Source organism: Citrobacter sp. A316, assembly GCF_002042945.1.
Lineage (GTDB): Bacteria > Pseudomonadota > Gammaproteobacteria > Enterobacterales > Enterobacteriaceae > Citrobacter > Citrobacter portucalensis.
Genome location: NZ_MVFZ01000022.1, coordinates 67,500 through 90,369 on the forward strand (window position 1 = coordinate 67,500; position 22,870 = coordinate 90,369).

The following is a 22,870-nucleotide window of genomic DNA, read 5'->3' on the forward strand; positions in this document are numbered from 1 at the left end:
TAGGGTCGCCCGATCATGAGACTTCCTTACGCTAAATTAGCGTCGAGGAATTCTTTCAACTGACCTTTGGACAGTGCGCCGACTTTCGTTGCCGCAACTTCGCCGTTTTTAAACAGCAGCAGGGTCGGGATGCCACGGATACCATACTTCGGCGCGGTGCCTGGGTTTTGGTCAATGTTCAGTTTAGCAACCGTCAGTTTGCCCTGATATTCGTCAGCGATTTCATCCAGAATCGGAGCGATCATTTTGCACGGACCGCACCACTCTGCCCAGAAATCAACGAGGATTGCTCCGTCCGCTTTGAGTACATCCGTGTCAAAACTGTCGTCAGTCAGGTGAATAATTTTATCGCTCATAATAACTCCACAGGAATAAGCCTGGTGCATTGGTGTAGCATTAATCAACGACGTGTTGATGTAGCATTAACCAACTAAAGGTTGACTTTATTTCACCGGATACGCTTTCGTAAAGCAATAGTAAGCTGATATTCTACCACACTATGAGCAAAACACATTTAACAGAACAGAAGTTTTCCGACTTCGCCCTGCACCCAAAGGTGATAGAAGCCCTTGAAAACAAAGGCTTTCATAACTGCACGCCCATTCAGGCCCTCGCGCTGCCGCTAACGCTGGCTGGTCGTGATGTTGCCGGGCAGGCGCAAACCGGTACCGGAAAAACGATGGCGTTCCTGACGTCAACGTTTCATTATCTTCTCTCTCATCCCGCGATTGCCGATCGCAAGGTGAACCAACCGCGTGCGTTAATTATGGCGCCAACGCGTGAGTTAGCCGTGCAGATCCACGCCGATGCCGAGCCGCTGGCACAGACCACTGGTCTGAAATTAGGCCTCGCGTATGGCGGCGACGGTTACGATAAACAGCTGAAAGTGCTGGAAAGCGGCGTCGATATTCTTATCGGCACGACCGGTCGTCTCATCGACTATGCAAAACAGAACCACATTAATCTGGGCGCGATTCAGGTCGTGGTGCTGGATGAAGCCGATCGTATGTACGATCTGGGCTTTATTAAAGATATCCGTTGGCTGTTCCGTCGTATGCCGCCAACCACCCAACGTCTGAACATGCTGTTTTCTGCAACGCTCTCTTACCGCGTTCGCGAACTGGCGTTCGAACAGATGAATAACGCTGAATACGTTGAAGTCGAACCGGAACAGAAAACTGGCCACCGCATTAAAGAAGAGCTCTTCTATCCTTCCAACGAAGAGAAAATGCGTTTGCTGCAAACGCTGATTGAAGAAGAGTGGCCAGATCGCGCCATTGTTTTTGCTAACACCAAGCATCGTTGTGAAGATATCTGGGGCAGCCTTGCTGCGGACGGTCATCGCGTCGGTCTGCTGACCGGTGACGTGGCACAGAAAAAACGTCTGCGTATTCTTGATGAATTCACCCGTGGCGATCTCGACATTCTCGTTGCGACGGATGTCGCTGCGCGTGGTCTGCATATCCCAGCCGTAACGCACGTATTTAACTATGACCTGCCGGATGACTGTGAAGATTACGTTCACCGAATCGGTCGTACCGGACGTGCTGGCGCAAGCGGTCACTCTATCAGCCTTGCCTGTGAAGAGTACGCGCTGAATTTACCCGCAATCGAGACCTATATCGGCCACTCGATTCCGGTCAGCAAGTATAACCCGGATGCGCTGATGACCGATCTGCCGAAGCCGTTGCGCTTAACGCGCCCGCGCACAGGCAATGGCCCACGCCGTACCGGTGGTGCTCCGCGTAATCGTCGTCGTTCAGGTTAAGAAAAGTTATGCCATACACAAAATCATTCAGCCTGTATCAAGGCGGCAAGAAAACGAATCCCGATGAGCTTACTTTAGTAAGTGATTCGGGTGAGAGAACGCAGCCAACACAGATACAGGTTGAAGGATGAAGTGTATGAATTCTACTTCGCTGTATGCGGCAATCGATCTCGGCTCGAATAGTTTTCATATGCTGGTTGTACGCGAGGTGGCAGGAAGCATCCAGACGCTCACGCGTATCAAACGCAAAGTGCGTCTGGCCGCTGGACTCAACGGTGACAACGAGCTTTCTGTTGAAGCGATGGAGCGCGGCTGGCAATGCTTGCGCCTGTTTGCAGAACGTCTGCAGGATATTCCGCATCCACAAATCCGCGTGGTCGCCACGGCAACATTACGCATCGCCGTAAATGCCGATGTGTTTATTGCTAAAGCGCAAGAGATCCTTGGCTGCCCTGTCCAGGTGATTAGCGGTGAAGAAGAAGCGCGACTGATTTATCAAGGTGTAGCCCACACGACCGGCGGTGCCGATCAGCGTCTGGTTGTGGATATTGGCGGCGCCAGTACTGAACTGGTCACCGGCTCCGGTGCACAAACCACCTCTCTGTTCAGCCTGTCGATGGGCTGCGTCACCTGGCTCGAACGGTATTTTACCGATCGTAATCTGGCACAGGAAAACTTTGACGAGGCAGAGAAGGCCGCACGTGAAGTTCTGCGCCCGGTCGCCGACAAACTGCGTTTTCATGGCTGGAAAGTTTGCGTTGGTGCCTCTGGTACCGTCCAGGCGTTGCAGGAAATCATGATGGCGCAGGGCATGGATGAGCGTATTACGCTGGCCAAACTTCAACAGCTTAAGCAGCGCGCCATTCACTGCGGTCGTCTGGAAGAGCTGGAAATCGAAGGGTTAACGCTGGAACGAGCGCTGGTTTTCCCCAGCGGGCTGGCCATTCTGATTGCTATTTTCACCGAACTGAACATTCAATGCATGACCCTGGCCGGCGGGGCATTACGTGAAGGCCTGGTCTACGGTATGCTGCACCTGGCGGTGGATCAGGATATTCGTAGCCGCACATTACGCAATATCCAGCGTCGCTTTATGGTCGATACAGAGCAAGCACATCGCGTTGCCAATTTAGCGACTAAATTTCTCGATCAGGTAGAAAAAAAGTGGCATCTTGAACCGATTAGCCGCGAACTACTGATTAGTGCCTGTCAGCTGCATGAAATTGGCCTAAGCGTTGATTTTAAACAGGCACCACAGCACGCCGCTTATCTGGTGCGCAATCTCGATCTCCCGGGTTTTACCCCTGCGCAAAAGAAACTGCTAGCAACGCTGTTACTCAACCAGACCAATCCCGTTGATCTCTCTTCGCTCCACCAGCAAAACGCAGTGCCACCGCGCATCGCGGAGCATCTTTGCCGTTTGCTACGTTTGGCGATCATCTTCGCCAGTCGTCGCCGCGACGATCTGGTGCCGGAAATTCAAATGGATGCAAGAAACGAGCACCTGACGGTCACGCTACCAGAAGGCTGGCTGGAACATCATCCACTGGGTAAAGAGTTAATCGATCAGGAAAGCCAGTGGCAAAGCTATGTCCACTGGCCGCTGGACGTTCATTAGATGTTAGTTGCCGGATAGCGCTTACACGTATCCGGCCTACAAAATATCTACTTCGCTTTAGCTTTCGCCATCATCGCCCGAATATTAGCGATGCTGGCCTGTCCTTTTTGCATCCGCTCCTCAGCACTCACCACTTTACGCTCTTGTTCCCAGATAACGTCATCTTGCGGCAGTTCCAACAGGAAGCGACTCGGTTCCGGGCGCACCAGTTCACCGTACTGACGACGCTCTTTACATAGCGTGAAGATGAGTTCTTTTTGTGCACGCGTAATCCCTACGTAAGCCAGACGACGCTCTTCGTCGATATTGTCTTCATCGATGCTGCTCTGGTGCGGCAAAAATCCTTCTTCCATTCCCACCATAAATACATACGGGAATTCCAGTCCTTTTGAGGCATGCAGCGTCATCAACTGCACCTGATCCAGTTCTTCTTCGCTCTCTCCGCGCTCCATCATGTCGCGCAGTGTAAAGCGGGTAACAACCTGAGTCAGGGTCATCGGCTCTTCCAGCTCACTGCCTTCCAGCATCTCCGTCATCCAGCTGAACAGCGTATTGACGTTTTTCATACGCATTTCAGCCGCTTTCGGGCTCGGCGAGGTTTCATACAGCCAGGATTCGTAATCAATACCGTGGATCAGATCGCGCACGGCGGCAACCGGGTCGCGCTCCGCCAGGCGCTGAATTTCACCCAGCCAGTGCGTAAAGCGGGTCAGAGAGTCATACCCGCGCCCGGTTAGTGTCTGGCTAAGCCCCATATCAAAGCTGGCGGTAAACAGACTTTTATTACGCGTCATCGCCCATTCACCCAACTTTTGCAGCGTGGCCGGACCGATTTCACGCTTTGGCGTGTTTACGATGCGCAAAAATGCGCTATCGTCATCCGGGTTGCTCAGCACGCGCAGGTAGGCCAGCAGATCTTTAATCTCCGGGCGCGAGAAGAACGACGTCCCGCCGGAAATTTTGTACGGGATACGGTTTTGCATCAGAAACTTTTCGAACACACGCGACTGATGGTTACCGCGATACAGGATGGCGTAGTCTTTATATTGCGTCTTGTTCACAAAGTGATGGGCAATTAACTCCCCGGTCACACGTTCCGCTTCATGCTCTTCATTGTTGGCACTCAGTACCTTCAGCTCAGCACCATAACCCAACTCGGAAAATAGCCGCTTTTCAAAGACGTGTGGGTTGTTCGCAATGAGGATATTCGCCGCCTTCAGGATACGACCTGATGAACGGTAGTTTTGCTCCAGCTTCACCACCTGCAAAGCCGGAAAATCTTTGCTTAGCAGTACCAGGTTCTGCGGACGTGCGCCACGCCAGGAGTAGATCGACTGATCGTCATCACCCACGACGGTAAAGCGCGCGCGTTTTCCCACCAGCAACTTCACCAGCTCGTACTGGCTGGTGTTGGTATCCTGATATTCATCCACCAGCAGGTAGCGGATTCGATTTTGCCAGCGCTCACGCACCTCTTCATTACGCTGCAGCAGCAGCGTGGGAAGCAGGATCAGATCGTCAAAATCGAGGACGTTACACGCCTTCATATGCGCGTCATACAGACCATAGCAGTGGGCAAAAATACGATCGCGCTCGCCCTTTGCGCTGGCTGCCGCCTGCGCCGGGGTCATCAGATCATTTTTCCAGTTGGAGATCGTCGAGATCAACTGCTGGAGAATAAGCTTATCGTCTTCGATTAGCCCTTCAGTCAGTTCCTTAAGCAAGGCCACCTGGTCAGTATCGTCAAACAACGAGAAGTTCGACTTCATCCCCAGCGCCGCATATTCACGCTTAATGATATCCAGTCCCAGGGTATGGAAGGTGGAGATCATCAACCCACGCGCCTCTTTACGGCCCAGCGTTTGCGCCACGCGCTCTTTCATCTCGCGCGCAGCCTTATTGGTAAAGGTCACTGCCGCAATATGTCGTGCCTGATAGCCACATTCACGGATCAGATGGGCGATTTTGTTGGTGATAACACGCGTTTTGCCGGAACCCGCGCCCGCCAGCACCAGGCAAGGTCCGGTGACGAATTCGACGGCTTGTTGTTGTCCGGGGTTCAAACGCATAAAGGATTGCTCAATCTGTAAACACGGGGGAGGTGGATTGTAGCAGAAAGAGGGAGAAAAAGAGTAACAGGCTACCCCTGTGAGTAGCCAGAAAATCGGGTCAATCAGGAAGCCGTCACGGCAAGCGGTGTGTAACCGTTGCGCTGTGCGCTCTTGATCCAGCTGTAAGATCCCATCACCGCGATTGCCGTCAGCAGGACATATTCGAGCGACATGGCGTAGACGCCCTGCACCGCGTAAATAACCACACTAATCACGTCGATGAGCACCCACAGCAGCCAGTTTTCGACATATTTACGCGTCATCAGAATCATGGCCGCAATCGACAAGACCAGCATGGTGGAATCCCAGAACGGGAAGGCGTCGGGCTGTAGGTCAGGCATCGCGACCTGCATACCAAATGTTTGCAGCAGGGCAATCATGATGCGGGTGAGCGCCGCAAACACCGGATCGATAAACAGCGTCATCAATACTATCGCCACCGCACAGACGCCGCCCAGTACCAGGGTTTGCTGGCGGGACAGCCAACGTACCTTGAGCGCAGCTTCCTGCGCCTCATTTTGCCGGCTCCAGGCATACCCGCCGTAAATGTTAGCAGCGAAGAAAAATACCTGCAGTAACAGGCTGGCATAGAGCTGAATCTGAAAGAAAATCGCCGCAAACAGCGTGACGTTAATCAGGCCAAACAGGTAATTGATGATTTTTTCCCGGCTGGCACACCAGATACATAGCAGACCAAATACGGTACCAATGGCCTCAATCCACGATAGTGCATAGCCGCCTTCGCCAAGAGGAATGTTGACCATTACATTGTTAATGCTAAAAAAGTCCATCACTGACCTCCTTGCTGACTATCGGAATGAATGGCGCGTAGCGCCAGGGCAATTTGCCGTTCTTCGCCCTGTTGGCACAACGTTTCCTGCTGGACGTAATCATTGATGCTGCTATCCAGACAACCGTTGTGAGCGACAACCACGTTGAGTAACGATGCCGTACGTAACCCGCGTAGCGAACCAATGGTCATCAGAGCGGCGCTCTCCATATCGGCTCCCAGAATGCCAAGCGCCGACCACTGGACATCAAGTTGCGCTTCATGGTCGGTATAAAAACTGTCATGGCTGCGCACCAGACCACATGTGGCTGGAATATTCATCTGACGCGCCTGTGCCATCAGTTCCCAGATTAACTGCGGGTCAGCGCAGGCTGGATAGCCCGCAGGCGCATAGGTACGGCTGGTCCCGTCATCCGTTACCGCGGCATGGGCGATAATCACGTCACCGAGCGCAAGATTATCCTGCAATGCGCCGCAACTGCCGATACGAATCAGGGTCTTTACGCCGATCTGACGCAGTTCTTCAATGGCAATCGCCGTAGACGGCCCACCGATTCCGGTAGAGAGTACTAAAATCTCGATCCCCTGATACCAGCCTCGTGCGGCGCGAAACTCACGGTTTTGACCAAGCGATTCTGGGTTATCTAGAAAATTGATGATGCGGTCGACCCGCTGTGGGTCACCCGGCAGCAGCGCGTATCGTGCGCCAGTCATCTCCTGATTTAACTGGATATGGGGTTGCAGCGACATTCACCCGCCTCCTTCACTCTTGCGGTTATCCGATATCAGCCTCCTGCTTTAGTTTTTCAGAGGCTAATAACACAATACTTTCACCATCGGTATCAATAATCTGTAACGCTTTCAGGTCATGTAAAATACGGTTAATACTGCGGGTTGTCGTAGCCAGTTCCTGGCTGAGGTTTAGCTTATCCAGCAAAATTTTATTCGTGCCATCTTGTTGATAACGCAACCATAACGCCTGGCACACTCGCTGATACAGCGAGTAAAGATTGTCGCTACTGGCCTTTTTCGACAGCTGGTAATATTGCTGACTAAAGAAGCGCAGCATCCGCTGGTTAAAATGGTTATCTAACGCCAGCCAGCGGCTGAAGTATTCCTGCGACAAGCTCAGAAGCTGCACATGTCCTACCGCCACCACCGAACAGATATAATGACGCGACTCAAAAATCTCGAGTTCGCCCAGCATATCGCCTTTCCGGTAGCGGGCCTGACGATAACGACGTCCATCTTCAGCCTCATAGAAAACATCGACTTCACCGGCAATAATCAGCGAAAAACGCTGGCATATTTCCCCCTGTCGACAGATAAAGACACCGCGCGGGATCTCTTCAAAACGCCAGCGCTGCAAGATGTCCAGAGGGCAATATTTCAGTAATTCGTAGAGCTGTGGATCGCAAACAATATCACTGAGCCCGGAAAGCCAGCCGACTGAAAATTCAGGTTTTTTCATTGTATTCATGTTATCTCGCTCTACGGCTGTAGGGACAGGACGGCGGTCCCCGGCAAAAGGGAATGCGGCAGATAAAATGTCGCTCATCTCCCGATTCCATACATCAAGCGAGACATCTGTCCCGCGATGACGAAGAGTATATGTCCACGACTAAGACGGGTGATAAAGTAACGGGACATCTTTGAGACATGAGAACAAAATAATGGCTAAGAGCGCGGCAGCCCTGCATATCCTGGTGAAAGAGGAGAAATTAGCTCTGGAGATCCTGAGCAAGCTGAATCGCGGTATTAGCTTCGATCATTTGGCAAAACGCTATTCTCGCTGCCCCTCTGGGCGCAACGGCGGCGATCTGGGCGAATTCAAACAGGGGATGATGGTGGGGCCATTTGATGCCGCTGTGTTTAGCTGCCCACTGCTTAAACCTTACGGACCTGTAAAAACCAAATTTGGCTACCACATCATCAAAGTGCTGTATCGACGGTAAGCCATGCTAAAATCGCGAGCCTTATAGCCCCCTTTTTGAAGGCACGATCATGGCAAAAACAGCAGCAGCAGTGCATATCCTTGTTAAAGAAGAGAAACTGGCACTGGATCTTCTGGAACAGATTAAAAACGGCGCCGACTTCGGCAAACTGGCGAAGAAACACTCTATCTGCCCATCAGGCAAGCGCGGCGGTGATTTAGGTGAATTCCGTCAGGGCCAGATGGTCCCGGCGTTCGACAAAGTGGTCTTTTCCTGCCCTGTGCTGGAGCCAACCGGGCCGCTGCACACTCAGTTCGGTTACCACATCATTAAAGTGCTGTACCGTAATTAATAGAAAGCCCGGTGTTTAAACACCGGGCTTTTTTTGCCGGATGGCGCTTCGCTTATCCGGCCTACGAAGCGCTGTTGATATATCATTCCTCTACGAGGAATTATCCTGCGACTGCAATACGCTTCATATCGGTCATATAGCCACGCAGTTTCTGACCCACTTTCTCGATAGCGTGGCCGCGAATGGCGTCGTTCACGTCACGCAGCTGCGCGTTGTCTACCGCGCCTTCGGCAATCGCTTTGCCCAGGTCGCCGGTCTGCAGGGTGGTCATGAACTCTTTCAGCAGCGGTACGCAAGCGTAAGAAAACAGGTAGTTGCCGTATTCTGCGGTATCAGAGATAACCACATTCATTTCGTACAGACGCTTACGCGCGATGGTGTTGGCGATCAGCGGCAGTTCGTGCAGTGATTCGTAGTAAGCAGATTCTTCGATGATGCCGGAATCCACCATGGTTTCGAACGCCAGCTCAACGCCCGCTTTCACCATCGCAATCATCAGAACGCCTTTATCAAAGTACTCCTGCTCGCCGATTTTACCGTCGAACTGGGCAGCGGTTTCGAATGCGGTTTTGCCGGTCTCTTCACGCCAGGTCAGCAGTTTCTTATCGTCGTTGGCCCAGTCAGCCATCATGCCGGAAGAGAATTCACCGGAGATGATGTCGTCCATGTGTTTCTGGAACAGCGGCGCCATAATTTCTTTCAGCTGCTCGGACAGCGCGTAAGCACGCAGCTTAGCTGGGTTAGACAGACGGTCCATCATCAGGGTGATGCCGCCCTGTTTCAGCGCTTCGGTAATTGTTTCCCAGCCGAACTGAATCAGTTTTTCAGCATATGCCGGGTCAGTACCTTCTTCCACCAGCTTATCGAAGCACAGCAGAGAACCGGCCTGCAGCATACCGCACAGGATAGTCTGCTCGCCCATCAGGTCAGATTTCACTTCCGCAACGAAGGAGGACTCCAGCACGCCCGCACGGTGACCGCCGGTGGCCGCAGCCCAGGCTTTAGCAATCGCCATGCCTTCGCCTTTCGGATCGTTTTCCGGGTGAACGGCGATCAGGGTCGGTACACCGAAGCCACGTTTGTACTCTTCACGAACTTCAGTACCCGGGCACTTCGGTGCCACCATCACAACGGTGATGTCTTTACGGATCTGCTCGCCCACTTCGACGATGTTGAAGCCGTGGGAGTAACCCAGCGCCGCGCCGTCTTTCATCAACGGCTGTACGGAACGTACAACGTCGGAGTGCTGTTTGTCTGGAGTCAGGTTAACTACCAAATCAGCCTGCGGGATCAGCTCTTCGTAGGTACCCACTTTGAAGCCGTTTTCGGTTGCTTTACGCCAGGAAGCACGCTTCTCAGCAATGGCTTCTTTACGCAGTGCGTAGGAGATATCCAGACCGGAGTCACGCATGTTCAGGCCCTGGTTCAGACCCTGAGCGCCACAGCCGACGATGACCACTTTTTTACCCTGAAGGTAGCTCGCACCATCGGCGAATTCGTCGCGGCCCATAAAGCGACATTTACCCAGCTGTGCCAGCTGCTGGCGCAGGTTCAGTGTATTAAAGTAGTTAGCCATGATGGTGTACTCCGTGATGTTGTGTTGTGGTGCTTATTATTCGGTTCGCAGATTTGTATTTGCGAGATTGAATCCACATTACAACAGGAAATTTATTGCGGAAATTGATATATTCACAACGTCACATTGCAATTTATGCAACGTAGAAAACCGGAGGCTCGTCTGTGGATTTACGCGATCTGAAAATGTTCCTGCATTTGGCTGAAAGTCGTCACTTTGGCCGCAGCGCGCGGGCAATGCACGTTAGCCCCTCCACGCTCTCGCGGCAGATTCAGAGGCTGGAAGAAGATCTCGGGCAGCCACTTTTTGTGCGCGATAACCGCACGGTTACGTTGACCGAAGCAGGTGAAGAGCTGCGCGTGTTTGCCCAACAGACGCTGTTGCAGTACCAACAGTTACGCCACACCCTCGATCAACAAGGGCCGTCGCTGTCGGGCGAACTGCATATCTTCTGTTCGGTAACTGCCGCCTACAGCCATCTGCCGCCAATCCTTGACCGTTTCCGCGCCGAGCATCCATCGGTGGAAATTAAGCTCACCACCGGCGACGCCGCCGATGCGATGGACAAAGTGGTCACTGGCGAAGCCGATCTGGCGATTGCTGGTAAGCCAGAAACGCTGCCCGGTGCGGTGGCGTTCTCGATGCTGGAAAATCTGACGGTCGTGCTAATCGCCCCAGCCCTGCCCTGCCCGGTGCGAAATCAGGTATCGGTCGATAAGCCGGACTGGTCAGCGGTGCCGTTTATCATGGCCGATCAAGGTCCAGTACGCCGCCGCATCGAGTTGTGGTTCCGCCGTCACAAAATCAGCAACCCATCGATTTACGCCACGGTAGGTGGCCACGAAGCGATGGTCTCAATGGTGGCGCTGGGCTGTGGCGTGGCGCTGCTGCCGGAAGTGGTGCTGGAAAACAGCCCGGAGCCGGTACGTAATCGCGTGATGATTTTAGAGCGAAGTGACGAAAAAACACCGTTCGAACTGGGCGTCTGCGCGCCGAAAAAGCGGCTGCATGAACCGCTGATCGACGCGTTCTGGAAGATTGTTCTGGAACGTAAATCCGCCGAGTAGCGCCAGCGTCAGGCCTAAAATCAGTGGTAGATTCAGTATTGGCGCTCCTTTTCTGTATAATGTCGCGATCCATTGTAGTGGGGGGCTTGTTAACCATCGCGTTAAGCAGGCCAGAACAGACGGTGTCATTGCGCACTTGACAGCGAAAATACAAACTTAATTAGCCATCATTATGATAATCAAACCAAAAATTCGTGGATTCATCTGTACAACGACCCATCCGACTGGCTGCAAAGTCAATGTGGAAAAGCAGATCGAGTATGTTAAGCAGAACGGGAAAATCGAGAACGGTCCGTCCCGCGTGCTGGTGATCGGTGCTTCCACCGGTTACGGTCTGGCTTCCAGAATTTCCGCCGCCTTTGGCAGCGGTGCCGCCACTATCGGCGTATTTTTCGAAAAACCGGGCACGGATACCAAACCAGGTTCCGCAGGCTGGTATAACTCTGCAGCTTTCGACGAAGCGGCCAAGCGTGAAGGTCTGTACTCCAAAAGCATCAACGGCGATGCGTTCTCTGACGAATGCCGTGATGAAGTAATTAAACTGATCAAAGAAGACCTGGGTCAGATTGACCTGGTGGTTTACTCACTGGCTTCCCCTGTGCGTAAAATGCCGAAAACCGGTGAAGTTGTCCGCTCTGCGCTGAAGCCAATCGGTGAGGTTTACACCTCTAAAGCGATCGATACCAACAAAGATCAGATCATCACCGCCAGCATTGAGCCGGCTACCGAAGAAGAAGTTCAGAACACCGTCACCGTGATGGGCGGCGAAGACTGGGAACTGTGGATGGGCGCGCTGAATGAAGCAGGCGTACTGGCTGACGGCGTGAAAACCGTAGCCTACTCCTACATCGGTACCGACCTGACTTGGCCAATCTACTGGCACGGCGCGCTGGGCAAAGCGAAAGAAGACCTCGATCGCGCGGCGGGTGAACTGCGTAACCAGCTGGCCCCGCTGAACGGTTCCGCTAACGTTGCCGTACTGAAATCCGTCATCACCCAGGCATCTTCTGCGATCCCGGTAATGCCGCTGTACATCTCCATGGTCTTCAAGCTGATGAAAGCGCAGGGGATTCACGAAGGTTGTATCGAGCAGATCAACCGTCTGATGACCACCAGCCTGTACGGCGATAAAGTGGCGCTTGATGACAACCAGCGTATTCGTATGGATGACTGGGAACTGCGTGACGACATTCAGCAGGCATGCCGCGATCTGTGGCCGCTGATCACCACCGAAAACCTGGCGCAAGAAACCGACTATGCAGGATACAAACAGGAATTCCTGAACCTGTTCGGTTTTGCCCTCGACGGTGTGGATTACGACGCTGACGTGAATACCGAAGTCGAATTCGACGTTATCACGCTGTAATCTGCTGATTCAGTAGCAAAAAGGGTTCATGTTTTTACATGAACCCTTTTTTAATGGCTGTCGTTAACCCGCCAGGAAGAACCTGAACGCCGGGTTATGTGTTTCATCATGACAGTCATAACCCAGTTCGTTTAGCCGCGTTTCGAAATCAGGTTCGTGTTCACCCAACTCAAACGCCGCCAGTACGCGACCATAATCGGTGCCGTGACTGCGATAGTGGAACAATGAAATATTCCAGTGCGTCCCCAGGGTATGCAGGAATTTGAGCAACGCCCCCGGCGATTCAGGAAATTCAAAGCTATAGAGGCGTTCCTGTAAGGGTTTCGACGGACGTCCACCGACCATATAGCGCACGTGTAGCTTCGCCATCTCGTCATCAGACAGATCCACCACGCTGTAGCCGCCCTCATTGAGCAGTTGCAGGATTTCCTTACGCTCTTCCAGCCCACGGCTCAGACGTACGCCGACAAAAATGCAGGCGTCTTTCGCATCAGCAAAGCGGTAGTTAAACTCGGTCACCGAGCGCCCGCCCAGCAGCTGACAGAACTTCAGGAAGCTGCCCTTCTCTTCCGGAATGGTTACTGCCAGCAAGGCTTCACGCTGTTCCCCCAGCTCGCAACGTTCGGAAACATAGCGCAGGCCGTGGAAGTTAACGTTAGCGCCGGAAAGAATATGCGCCAGACGCTCGCCGCGAATATTATGTTGGGCGATGTATTTTTTCATCCCCGCCAGCGCCAGTGCCCCGGAAGGCTCCGCCACTGCACGTACATCCTCGAACAGGTCTTTCATTGCCGCGCAAATAGCATCACTATCGACAGTGATAATATCGTCGAGATATTCCTGGCACAGACGGAAGGTTTCATCACCAATACGTTTCACCGCCACGCCTTCGGCAAAGAGACCCACACGCGGCAGATCCACCGGATGACCGGCATCCAGCGCCGCTTTCAGGCAGGCCGAATCTTCCGCTTCCACGGCAATCACTTTGATTTGCGGCATCAACTGTTTAATCAGCACCGCAACACCTGCCGCCAGACCGCCACCACCAACTGGCACGAATACGCGATCGAGATGCGCGTCCTGCTGGAGCAGCTCCAGCGCCAGCGTGCCCTGCCCGGCAATCACCATCGGATGATCGAACGGCGGAACCCAGGTAAAACCCTGCTGCTGCGACAATTCAATCGCTTTAGCTTTAGCTTCATCAAAATTCGCGCCGTGCAGCAGTACTTCTCCGCCGAAGCCGCGAACGGCATCGACTTTGATATCGGCGGTAGCCGTTGGCATGACAATCAGCGCCTTCACGCCTAATCGCGCAGAAGAGAAAGCGACACCCTGAGCATGATTACCAGCCGATGCGGTAATGACGCCATGCGCTTTTTGCTCTTCGGTCAAGCCCGCCATCATGGCATAGGCGCCACGTAGCTTGAAGCTGTGAACGGGTTGACGGTCTTCGCGCTTCACCAGAATGACGTTGTCGAGGCGCGAAGAGAGTTTTTCCATTTTTTGTAGCGGCGTTACCTGTGCCGCTTCGTATACCGGCGCACGCAGTACCGCTCTGAGATACTCGGCGCCCTCAGGAGCGCCAGATAGAGGTTGTGAATCCGCCATGGTCATTATCCCCCGAGCTTCGACTTATCGCGCACCGCACCTTTGTCGGCACTGGTTGCCAGGCTGGCGTAGGCGCGCAGTGCGAAGGAGACCTGACGCTGACGATCTTTTGGCGTCCAGGCTTTATCACCGCGAGCTTCCTGCGCTTCACGGCGCGCAGCGATTTCCGCATCACTCAGTTGCAATTGAATGCCACGATTCGGGATGTCGATGGCAATCATGTCACCATCTTCGATGATCGCAATATTACCGCCGCTGGCCGCTTCCGGAGAAACGTGACCGATAGAGAGACCAGAAGTACCGCCAGAGAAGCGACCGTCGGTAATCAGCGCGCAAGCCTTGCCGAGGCCCATCGATTTCAGGAAGGTGGTTGGGTAGAGCATTTCCTGCATGCCTGGCCCGCCTTTCGGCCCTTCGTAGCGAATGACAACCACGTCGCCAGCCACCACTTTACCGCCGAGGATTGCTTCAACCGCATCGTCCTGGCTTTCATACACTTTTGCCGGGCCGGTGAATTTCAGGATACTGTCATCCACGCCTGCAGTTTTCACGATACAGCCGTTTTCCGCGAAGTTACCGTACAGAACTGCCAGACCGCCGTCTTTGCTGTAAGCGTGCTCCAGCGAGCGGATGCAGCCTTCAGCGCGGTCATCATCCAGCGTATCCCAACGGCAATCCTGTGAGAACGCCTGGGTAGTACGAATGCCGGCCGGGCCGGCGCGGAACATTTTTTTCACCGCGTCGTCTTTGGTCAACATCACGTCATATCGATCGAGCGTTTGCGGTAGAGTCAGGCCCAGCACGTTTTTCACGTCGCGGTTCAGCAGTCCGGCACGATCCAGTTCGCCTAAAATACCCAGAACGCCGCCCGCGCGGTGTACGTCTTCCATATGGTATTTCTGCGTGCTCGGTGCCACTTTACACAGCTGCGGGACTTTGCGGGACAGCTTGTCGATATCACTCATGGTGAAGTCGATTTCCGCTTCCTGCGCGGCCGCCAGCAGGTGCAGAACGGTATTGGTGGAGCCGCCCATGGCGATATCCAGCGTCATGGCGTTCTCAAACGCCGCTTTGCTGGCAATGTTGCGCGGCAGGGCGGAGGCATCATCCTGCTCGTAATAGCGTTTGGTCAGCTCGACGATGCGCTTACCTGCGTTGAGGAACAGTTCTTTACGGTCGGCGTGAGTCGCCAGCAGTGAACCGTTACCCGGCTGCGACAGGCCCAGCGCTTCAGTCAGGCAGTTCATCGAGTTAGCGGTGAACATACCGGAACAGGAGCCGCAGGTCGGACAGGCGGAACGTTCAACCTGCTCGCTTTGTGAGTCGGAAACTTTCGGGTCAGCACCCTGAATCATCGCATCAACCAGGTCGAGCTTGATGATTTGGTCAGAGAGCTTGGTTTTCCCGGCTTCCATCGGACCGCCGGAAACAAAGATCACCGGAATATTCAGGCGCAAAGAGGCCATTAACATCCCGGGGGTGATTTTGTCGCAGTTGGAGATGCAGACCATCGCATCGGCGCAGTGGGCATTAACCATGTACTCAACGGAGTCAGCGATCAGCTCACGCGACGGCAGTGAATACAGCATGCCACCATGCCCCATGGCGATACCATCATCCACAGCAATGGTGTTGAACTCTTTCGCCACGCCGCCTGAGGCTTCGATTTGTTCGGCAACCAGCTTACCGAGATCGCGCAGGTGGACGTGGCCCGGCACAAACTGGGTAAAGGAGTTCACCACAGCGATTATCGGTTTACCGAAGTCATCATCGGTCATCCCGGTGGCGCGCCACAGTGCGCGGGCACCCGCCATATTGCGGCCGTGGGTGGTGGTAGCAGAACGATACTTAGGCATGCTTGATTAACTCCCGTCTGTCTAATAATTGGGACGGTGCGTGCCGTCCCAAATTTATGTTTATTGATTAACCTGATCCAACCAGCCGTATTTATCTTCCGTTTCACCGGTGAAGAGGCCAAAGAAGGCCTGCTGGATGCGTTTGGTGACCGGACCGCAGCGGCCTTCGCCCACCTGGATACCATCGACGCTGCGTACTGGGGTGATTTCGGCCGCGGTACCGGACATGAACACTTCGTCGGCCAGGTACAGCGATTCACGGGACAGCACCTGCTCACGTACTTCGATATCGAGATCTTTCGCCAGCTTAATGATCGCATCACGGGTGATACCCGGCAGTGCAGAAGAGGTAAACGGCGGGGTAAACAGAATGCCGTCTTTTACTTCAAACAGGTTTTCGCCCGCACCTTCGGAGATGTAGCCATTCACGTCCAGCGCAATGCCTTCCTGATAGCCATGACGACGCGCTTCGCTACCCACCAGCAGTGAAGACAGATAGTTACCGCCTGCTTTAGCCGCGGTAGGGATAGTGTTCGGCGCAACGCGGTTCCAGGAAGAAACCATCGCATCGATCCCCTGCTCCAGCGCTTCTGCACCAAGGTAAGCGCCCCACGGGAACGCGGCGATGATCACGTCAGTGGTGTATCCCGCTGGCGGGTTAACGCCCATCCCCACGTCGCCAACAAACACCAGCGGACGGATATAGGCGCTGGTCAGATTGTTTTTACGAATCACCTCGCGGCAAGCTTCCATCAGTTCATCAACGCTCTGAGAAACCGGAAAACGATAGATCTTGGCTGAATCACGCAGACGCTGCATATGTTCGCGATGACGGAACACCACCGGCCCTTTGTGAGAATCGTAGCAACGGATGCCTTCGAATACTGAAGTACCGTAGTGCAGCGCGTGGGACATCACGTGAACCTTCGCGTCTTCCCAACGAATCATCTCGCCATTAGACCAAATGTAATCAGCTTTTTTCGTCGTCATTTTTCTTCCTTTTGCGCTCAGGCGCGGATTTGTTGTGATGTGGTTGTGCTCTGGCAGATAGCAACATGTGCAACGTCTACCAGTTTACTTAACTGACTAAACAGTAAGTCGACCGACCGGGGGCTGGCAACGGTCAATTCGATATTTATATTTTGCGCATCGCTGGCGGCTTCCATATTCATGGAGCACACCTGAAAACCACGATGGCGTACCACGCGTAAAACACGTTCTAACGTTTCCGGATTGAAACGAGCCTCAACGGCGACCTGATGTTGCATCATGATAATTTCTCCAGCATTTCTGAGTTACTGGCACCTGGCGGTACCAGAGGCCAGACATTCTCAAGTTCGTCGATTGAGACATGAAGCAGGTATGGCCCCTCGCTGTTCAGCATGGTGTCGAGTGCCGCTTCAACCTGGTCTTTACGGGTGATGTGTTGACCTGGTATGCCGAAGGCACTGGCCAACATGAGGAAATCGGGGTTATCGGTAAGGGTGGTTTCGCTATAACGTTCCTGGAAAAACAGCTGCTGCCATTGTCGCACCATGCCTAACCGCTGGTTGTCGAGTAAGACTATTTTCAGCGGCAACTGCTTACGTTTTACGGTGCCCAGTTCCTGTACATTCATCATGAAGGAGCCGTCACCGGAGATACAGATTACCGTATCGTTCGGGCGAGCAACCTGCGCGCCAACCGCAGCAGGCAGGCCAAAGCCCATCGTGCCCAGCCCGCTTGAGGTGATGAAATTTTCCGGGCGGGTGTAGGTCATATGCTGCGCCGACCACATCTGATGCTGACCAACATCCGTTGTCACTACGCTGTCCGCGGGTTTGCGATCGGACAACTGCTTCAACAACAGTGGCGCGTAGATAGCCTCACCGGGATGGTCATAGCGCCAGGTATGCTCTGTGCGCAGTTCAGCGCTATGCTGACGCCATGCGTCAATCTTCAGCGATTGCTGCAATGCCGGCAGCAGAGAATTTAAATCACCCTGCAATGCTACGTGTGCCTGGCGCAGCTTGTTCATTTCCGCAGGGTCGATATCCATGTGGATCACGCTGGCGTTCGGTGCGAAGGTATTCAGCTTGCCGGTCACCCGGTCATCAAAACGCGCGCCCACTGCAATCAGTAAATCACATTCTTGCACCGCGAAATTTGCCGCTTTAGTGCCGTGCATTCCCAGCATGCCCAAATAGTATGGGTAGTCAGCCTCTACTGCGCCCAGCCCCTTCAACGTGCAGGCGACCGGCATTTGGGTTACCGTGATAAATTCACGCAGAGCCGGGACCGCCTGCGCCATACCAACGCCGCCACCGACGTACAGGATCGGTTTCTGCGCCTGCGCCAGCATTTTACGCGCCTGCTCAACGTCAGCGTGCGGGAAAACCTCTACATTTTCGACGGTCGTAAAATACGGCTCCAGCGTACCGCTGGCCAGCTGGATGTCTTTCGGGATATCAACCAGAACCGGACCCGGACGACCGGAGTTCGCCACAGCAAAAGCCTCAGCCATGATGCGCGGCAGCTCTTCCAGTGACTGCACCAGGAAGCTGTGTTTGGTGCAGGACAGAGACATACCGAGAACGTCCACTTCCTGGAACGCATCCGTTCCGATGAAAGGTGAGGCCACCTGGCCGGTGATCGCCACCACAGGAACAGAATCTAACAGCGCATCGGCAAGTCCGGTGATCAGGTTGGTAGCGCCAGGCCCGGAAGTGGCGATACACACGCCGGTTTTACCGGTCGCGCGGGCATAGCCAATCGCCGCCATTGCCGCACCCTGCTCGTGTCGACACAACAAGTGTTCTACGCCGCCGTCATACAACGCATCGTAAACAGGCATAATTGCGCCACCAGGATAACCAAAGACGGTTTGAACCCCTTGTGCACGCAACGCATGTACCACCCACTGTGCCCCATTCATAGTTACATCCCCGCCGTAAATCTTGAGAAACAGAATTTTATGCTACCGTTCACTTTCTGCTCCTCGTGTATGTTTTTAAGGTCAAAAAAAACCCCCGGACCTTTCGGTGCGGGGGTCTTAGTTCGTTAAGGCTTGTTTTCTAAGCCTTTCCTCGTCCAAGTGCAGCCCCGCACGGTGGGATAATAATCACCACCACGCTAATCACGACCAGGCTAATCACTCGTAGAAGGGCTGTCATTTTTGTATTTTCTTGCATCTTGTTCGAAGGAATACCTAAAGAGTTACCATAGAATTTGCAAATGACACAAGATATTTTTTTATTCGTTTTTCTGACGCCGTTAACGGTTTAGATAAATATCGTTGTTTTTTATACAAAAAATCAAAAGTGAAAATATTTCACGTTTCAGGTGATTCTCGGCAACGCGTTCCCTACTAAAAAACGTTAATCAAAAGCGTTTGCGAGCGCTATTCCAGGCTTTATGCAAGCGGTGTTGAGCAACATAAAAACACGGGAATAAGCCTCTAAAAACCGCAATTATGTGAAATCTTGCCGCGATGTATTGCGACATAATGCTTTCATCAGGAGGGCTTATGTCACTATCGATTGTTCACACACGCGCTGCACTGGGCGTGAATGCGCCAGCCATTACCATCGAGGTACATATCAGCAATGGTTTGCCTGGTTTAACCATGGTGGGATTACCCGAAACAACGGTAAAAGAGGCCCGCGATCGGGTTCGCAGTGCGATTATTAATAGCGGTTATGAATTCCCGGCAAAGAAGATAACCATAAACCTCGCTCCGGCCGATCTCCCGAAAGAAGGGGGACGATATGATTTACCTATCGCAGTTGCGCTTCTGGCCGCTTCTGAGCAGCTTACTACCCATAATCTCGATACCTATGAGCTGGTAGGCGAATTAGCGCTTACAGGCGCGTTACGCGGCGTTCCCGGTGCGATCTCAAGTGCAACCGAAGCCATTCGCGCAGGCAGGAGAATTATTGTCGCAAAAGAGAATGCAGCTGAAGTGGGACTGATACACGGTGAAGGGTGCCTGATAGCCGATCACCTACAGGCCGTATGTGCATTCCTCGAAGGTAAGCATGATTTAGACAGACCATCATCGGCAGATTTTACCCCCTGCGCATTAACGGATGATCTGAGCGATGTTATCGGCCAGGAACAGGGTAAACGCGGGCTGGAGCTTACCGCAGCTGGCGGTCATAACCTCTTACTCATCGGCCCTCCAGGTACGGGTAAGACCATGCTGGCCAGTCGCCTGAGAGGATTGCTTCCCCCACTGAGTAACGATGAGGCACTGGAAAGCGCCGCGATTCTTAGTCTGGTCAATTCCGACAAGCTACAAAAACAGTGGAAGCAACGCCCTTTTCGTTCGCCGCATCACAGTGCTTCATTAACCGCCATGGTCGGTGGAGGCTCTATTCCTGCGCCAGGCGAGATCTCTCTGGCGCATAACGGCATACTATTTCTGGATGAACTCCCCGAGTTTGAGCGGCGCACGCTGGATGCACTGCGAGAGCCTATTGAGTCCGGGCAGATTCATTTATCCCGCACTCGGGCAAAAATAACTTACCCCGCACGTTTTCAGCTTATTGCTGCCATGAATCCCAGCCCAACAGGACATTATCAGGGGAACCATAACCGCTGTACCCCAGAGCAGACGCTACGCTACCTCAATCGATTATCAGGTCCATTTCTTGACCGCTTCGATCTCTCCCTCGAAATCCCCTTACCGCCGCCCGGCATCCTCAGCCAGAACCAGGTAAAAGGGGAAGATAGCGCAACGGTGAAGCAACGCGTTATGGCAGCACGAGAGCGTCAGTATCAGCGGCAGAATAAGTTAAATGCGCATCTGGACAGCCAGGATATCCATAAATACTGTCCACTGCGTAGCGATGATGCGCAGTGGCTTGAAGAAACGCTGGCGCATCTCGGATTATCCATCCGCGCCTGGTTACGCCTGATAAAGGTCGCTCGAACGATCGCGGATATAGAGCAATCTGACCATATCTCTCGCCAGCACTTACAGGAGGCTGTTGGGTATCGGGCGATAGACAGATTACTCATTCATTTACAGAAACTACTGGCATAAAAAAGGGCTTTCGCCCTTTTTTATTAATCATCAGATTCGGTGTAGTCTTCCGCACCTTCCACCTGAGGTTTCCCGCCAGACAGCGTGTGGAAGCGTTTTGGACGCTTAATGCGCGTCATGTATTTTGACCACACACGTTCAGCTTCGGTAACCGGTTCGCGCTCACCACGGCATACCGCAACAAACAGTTTTTCTTCTTCCGTTACCGGCTCACGCTTGCCCAGATCCAGCTCGTTGAAAGCATAACCGTGACGCTCAAGCAGTTGTGCTTCTTTAATGGTGAAATCACCATGACGGGAGAATCCGCGGGGATAATATTTATTATCGAAATATCGATTAGTCGTCGTAAAGCTTTCCGCCATCCTGCACGCTCCTAATTCTTTGGCCGAGCTATTTATGGCGCGGAGTATTAGTTACGCTTGACAGAGCGTCAAACAAAAGATTTAAATCATAACGACAAATAATTTTATGGAGCGAGTTGTGGATACGGAATTGTTAAAAACTTTCCTGGAAGTTAGCCGGACACGCCACTTTGGCAGGGCTGCTGAAGCGCTCTATCTGACCCAATCAGCGGTTAGTTTCCGGATCAGACAGCTGGAAAATCAATTGGGTGTAAACCTGTTCACCCGACACAGAAACAATATCCGTTTAACCGCTGCAGGTGAAAAATTACTGCCTTACGCTGAAACGCTGATGAATACGTGGCAAGCCGCACGTAAGGAGGTTGCGAATACCTCGCGGCATAACGAGTTTTCTATTGGTGCCAGCGCATCCCTCTGGGAATGCATGCTTAATGGCTGGCTGGGGCGTTTGTACCAATCCCAGGAGCCACAATCCAGCCTGCAGTTTGAAGCGAGGATCGCTCAGCGACAGTCGTTAGTAAAACAGCTCCATGAACGACAGCTTGATCTACTGATTACTACCGAAACGCCCAAAATGGACGAATTTAGCAGTCAACTGTTGGGATATTTCACGCTGGCGCTCTATTGCAGTTCTCCTTCACAAACCAAAGATGAACTGAATTATCTGCGTCTGGAATGGGGACCTGACTTTCAGCAACACGAAGCGGGATTGATTGCAGGAGATGAAGTGCCGGTACTCACCACCAGTTCGGCAGAATTGGCCAGGCAGCAACTTTCAGTCCTCAAAGGTTTTAGCTGGCTACCGGTCAACTGGGCTAAAGGTAAAAGCGATCTCCATACGGTTACCGACAGTACAACGCTTTCACGCCCGTTATATGCAGTTTGGCTGCAAAACAGCGATAAACATGCACTGATTTGCGATCTGCTGAGAACAAATATTCTGGAAGATTAAGGAAAACACTGGCAAGGATGCCGGGAGTAAAATAGAAAGAAGGAAAAACTCAAATTACAGGTAAAAAAAATCCTTAGCAAGAATGCTAAGGATTGTTTCTGGCAGGGGCGGAGAGACTCGAACTCGCGACACCCGGTTTTGGAGACCGGTGCTCTACCAACTGAGCTACGCCCCTAAATTTTCTTATCATTAAGCCTGCTTAGTAGCAGGCTTAATTTTCTAATAAGTGGCGGAACGGACGGGACTCGAACCCGCGACCCCCTGCGTGACAGGCAGGTATTCTAACCAACTGAACTACCGCTCCACCGAATTTCTTTGTCACTACCTGGATTCTTCATCCCGGTTTACTGCAATTTGATGCCTGGCAGTTCCCTACTCTCGCATGGGGAGACCCCACACTACCATCGGCGCTACGGCGTTTCACTTCTGAGTTCGGCATGGGGTCAGGTGGGACCACCGCGCTACAGCCGCCAGGCAAATTCTG

The 22,870-nt window shown here is 53.0% G+C and carries 21 protein-coding genes, 2 tRNA genes and 1 rRNA gene; 8 read left to right on the forward strand and 16 right to left on the reverse strand.

What is annotated here, in order from left to right; translation table 11 throughout:
• Positions 1–26: 26 nt before the first annotated feature.
• A complete protein-coding gene (trxA, locus tag BZK41_RS22460) occupies positions 27–356 on the reverse strand; it encodes a thioredoxin TrxA (RefSeq protein ID WP_001280776.1) in 330 nt (109 codons plus the stop codon).
• A 143-nt stretch (positions 357–499) separates the two neighbouring features.
• On the opposite strand from trxA, the gene rhlB reads away from it, so the two are divergent.
• Together rhlB and gppA are read left to right on the forward strand one after the other, a co-directional pair.
• The gene (gene rhlB, locus BZK41_RS22465) at positions 500–1,768 is read left to right on the forward strand and encodes an ATP-dependent RNA helicase RhlB (RefSeq protein WP_003829013.1); all 1,269 of its coding nucleotides are present in this window, start codon (positions 500–502) and stop codon (positions 1,766–1,768) included.
• 136 nt (positions 1,769–1,904) lie between these two features.
• Entirely contained in the window at positions 1,905–3,386 is a 1,482-nt protein-coding gene (gppA, locus tag BZK41_RS22475; RefSeq protein ID WP_003829016.1) for a guanosine-5'-triphosphate,3'-diphosphate diphosphatase, read from the forward strand.
• Between the two features lie 47 nt (positions 3,387–3,433).
• On the opposite strand, the gene rep is transcribed toward gppA, so the two are convergent.
• The 4 genes from rep to BZK41_RS22495 all read right to left on the reverse strand — a co-directional run bounded on the left by rep (position 3,434) and on the right by BZK41_RS22495 (position 7,767).
• Positions 3,434–5,455, reverse strand: coding sequence for a DNA helicase Rep (gene rep / locus BZK41_RS22480; RefSeq protein ID WP_079939641.1), 2,022 nt, complete (start codon positions 5,453–5,455; stop codon positions 3,434–3,436).
• A gap of 104 nt (positions 5,456–5,559) precedes the next feature.
• Complete coding sequence (pnuC, locus tag BZK41_RS22485; RefSeq protein WP_079939642.1) at positions 5,560–6,288, reverse strand: nicotinamide riboside transporter PnuC; 729 nt, start codon at positions 6,286–6,288, stop codon at positions 5,560–5,562.
• A complete protein-coding gene (locus BZK41_RS22490; RefSeq protein ID WP_079939643.1) occupies positions 6,288–7,037 on the reverse strand; it encodes a nucleoside phosphorylase in 750 nt (249 codons plus the stop codon). The genes pnuC and BZK41_RS22490 overlap by 1 nt, the downstream gene beginning before the upstream one ends.
• 25 nt (positions 7,038–7,062) lie before the next feature.
• On the reverse strand, positions 7,063–7,767 hold the full coding sequence (locus tag BZK41_RS22495; protein WP_079939649.1) for a Crp/Fnr family transcriptional regulator: 705 nt from the start codon (positions 7,765–7,767) through the stop codon (positions 7,063–7,065).
• Between the two features lie 193 nt (positions 7,768–7,960).
• On the opposite strand from BZK41_RS22495, the gene ppiC (BZK41_RS22500) reads away from it, so the two are divergent.
• On the forward strand, positions 7,961–8,242 hold the full coding sequence (gene ppiC, locus BZK41_RS22500) for a peptidylprolyl isomerase PpiC (protein ID WP_079939644.1): 282 nt from the start codon (positions 7,961–7,963) through the stop codon (positions 8,240–8,242).
• A 49-nt stretch (positions 8,243–8,291) separates the two neighbouring features.
• Positions 8,292–8,573, forward strand: coding sequence for a peptidylprolyl isomerase PpiC (ppiC, locus tag BZK41_RS22505; RefSeq protein ID WP_003017999.1), 282 nt, complete (start codon positions 8,292–8,294; stop codon positions 8,571–8,573).
• Between the two features lie 100 nt (positions 8,574–8,673).
• Here ppiC (BZK41_RS22505) and ilvC read toward each other — a convergent pair whose 3' ends face one another.
• Positions 8,674–10,149: a ketol-acid reductoisomerase gene (gene ilvC / locus BZK41_RS22510; protein ID WP_003829020.1), complete on the reverse strand. Its 1,476-nt coding sequence runs from the start codon at positions 10,147–10,149 to the stop codon at positions 8,674–8,676.
• Between the two features lie 164 nt (positions 10,150–10,313).
• On the opposite strand from ilvC, the gene ilvY reads away from it, so the two are divergent.
• Both ilvY and fabV read left to right on the forward strand, forming a co-directional pair.
• Positions 10,314–11,216, forward strand: coding sequence for an HTH-type transcriptional activator IlvY (ilvY, locus tag BZK41_RS22515; RefSeq protein ID WP_079939645.1), 903 nt, complete (start codon positions 10,314–10,316; stop codon positions 11,214–11,216).
• A gap of 172 nt (positions 11,217–11,388) precedes the next feature.
• Positions 11,389–12,582, forward strand: a complete 1,194-nt coding sequence (gene fabV / locus BZK41_RS22520; protein WP_079939646.1) for an enoyl-ACP reductase FabV — start codon at positions 11,389–11,391, stop codon at positions 12,580–12,582.
• Positions 12,583–12,645: 63 nt separating this feature from the next.
• Here the strand turns inward: fabV and ilvA are convergent, their stop codons facing one another.
• The 6 genes from ilvA to ilvL form a co-directional block, all read right to left on the reverse strand.
• Positions 12,646–14,190, reverse strand: coding sequence for a threonine ammonia-lyase, biosynthetic (gene ilvA, locus BZK41_RS22525; RefSeq protein WP_079939650.1), 1,545 nt, complete (start codon positions 14,188–14,190; stop codon positions 12,646–12,648).
• A 5-nt stretch (positions 14,191–14,195) separates the two neighbouring features.
• Complete coding sequence (gene ilvD, locus BZK41_RS22530; RefSeq protein ID WP_003829028.1) at positions 14,196–16,046, reverse strand: dihydroxy-acid dehydratase; 1,851 nt, start codon at positions 16,044–16,046, stop codon at positions 14,196–14,198.
• Positions 16,047–16,106: 60 nt separating this feature from the next.
• Positions 16,107–17,036 (reverse strand): branched-chain amino acid transaminase, encoded by a 930-nt coding sequence (locus BZK41_RS22535; RefSeq protein ID WP_003018014.1) that lies wholly within the window; start codon positions 17,034–17,036, stop codon positions 16,107–16,109.
• A gap of 17 nt (positions 17,037–17,053) precedes the next feature.
• On the reverse strand, positions 17,054–17,317 hold the full coding sequence (gene ilvM / locus BZK41_RS22540) for an acetolactate synthase 2 small subunit (protein WP_003018017.1): 264 nt from the start codon (positions 17,315–17,317) through the stop codon (positions 17,054–17,056).
• The gene (gene ilvG / locus BZK41_RS22545) at positions 17,314–18,960 is read right to left on the reverse strand and encodes an acetolactate synthase 2 catalytic subunit (RefSeq protein ID WP_079939647.1); all 1,647 of its coding nucleotides are present in this window, start codon (positions 18,958–18,960) and stop codon (positions 17,314–17,316) included. The genes ilvM and ilvG overlap by 4 nt, the downstream gene beginning before the upstream one ends.
• A gap of 139 nt (positions 18,961–19,099) precedes the next feature.
• Positions 19,100–19,198 (reverse strand): ilv operon leader peptide, encoded by a 99-nt coding sequence (gene ilvL, locus BZK41_RS22550; RefSeq protein ID WP_001311244.1) that lies wholly within the window; start codon positions 19,196–19,198, stop codon positions 19,100–19,102.
• Between the two features lie 353 nt (positions 19,199–19,551).
• Here ilvL and BZK41_RS22555 point away from each other — a divergent pair, with 353 nt between their 5' ends.
• A complete protein-coding gene (locus BZK41_RS22555; protein ID WP_079939648.1) occupies positions 19,552–21,072 on the forward strand; it encodes a YifB family Mg chelatase-like AAA ATPase in 1,521 nt (506 codons plus the stop codon).
• Positions 21,073–21,095: 23 nt separating this feature from the next.
• Here BZK41_RS22555 and maoP read toward each other — a convergent pair whose 3' ends face one another.
• Positions 21,096–21,434 carry a macrodomain Ori organization protein MaoP gene (gene maoP / locus BZK41_RS22560; RefSeq protein ID WP_003018025.1) on the reverse strand — a complete coding sequence of 113 codons (339 nt, stop codon included), beginning with the start codon at positions 21,432–21,434 and terminating at the stop codon, positions 21,096–21,098.
• Between the two features lie 106 nt (positions 21,435–21,540).
• On the opposite strand from maoP, the gene hdfR reads away from it, so the two are divergent.
• Positions 21,541–22,386: an HTH-type transcriptional regulator HdfR gene (gene hdfR / locus BZK41_RS22565; protein ID WP_095533172.1), complete on the forward strand. Its 846-nt coding sequence runs from the start codon at positions 21,541–21,543 to the stop codon at positions 22,384–22,386.
• A gap of 99 nt (positions 22,387–22,485) precedes the next feature.
• On the opposite strand, the gene BZK41_RS22570 is transcribed toward hdfR, so the two are convergent.
• From BZK41_RS22570 to rrf, 3 genes are all read right to left on the reverse strand, one after another.
• Positions 22,486–22,561, reverse strand: a tRNA-Trp gene (locus tag BZK41_RS22570).
• A 52-nt stretch (positions 22,562–22,613) separates the two neighbouring features.
• A tRNA-Asp gene (locus BZK41_RS22575) sits at positions 22,614–22,690 on the reverse strand.
• A gap of 55 nt (positions 22,691–22,745) precedes the next feature.
• A 5S ribosomal RNA gene (rrf, locus tag BZK41_RS22580) occupies positions 22,746–22,861 on the reverse strand.
• Positions 22,862–22,870 lie beyond the last annotated feature (9 nt).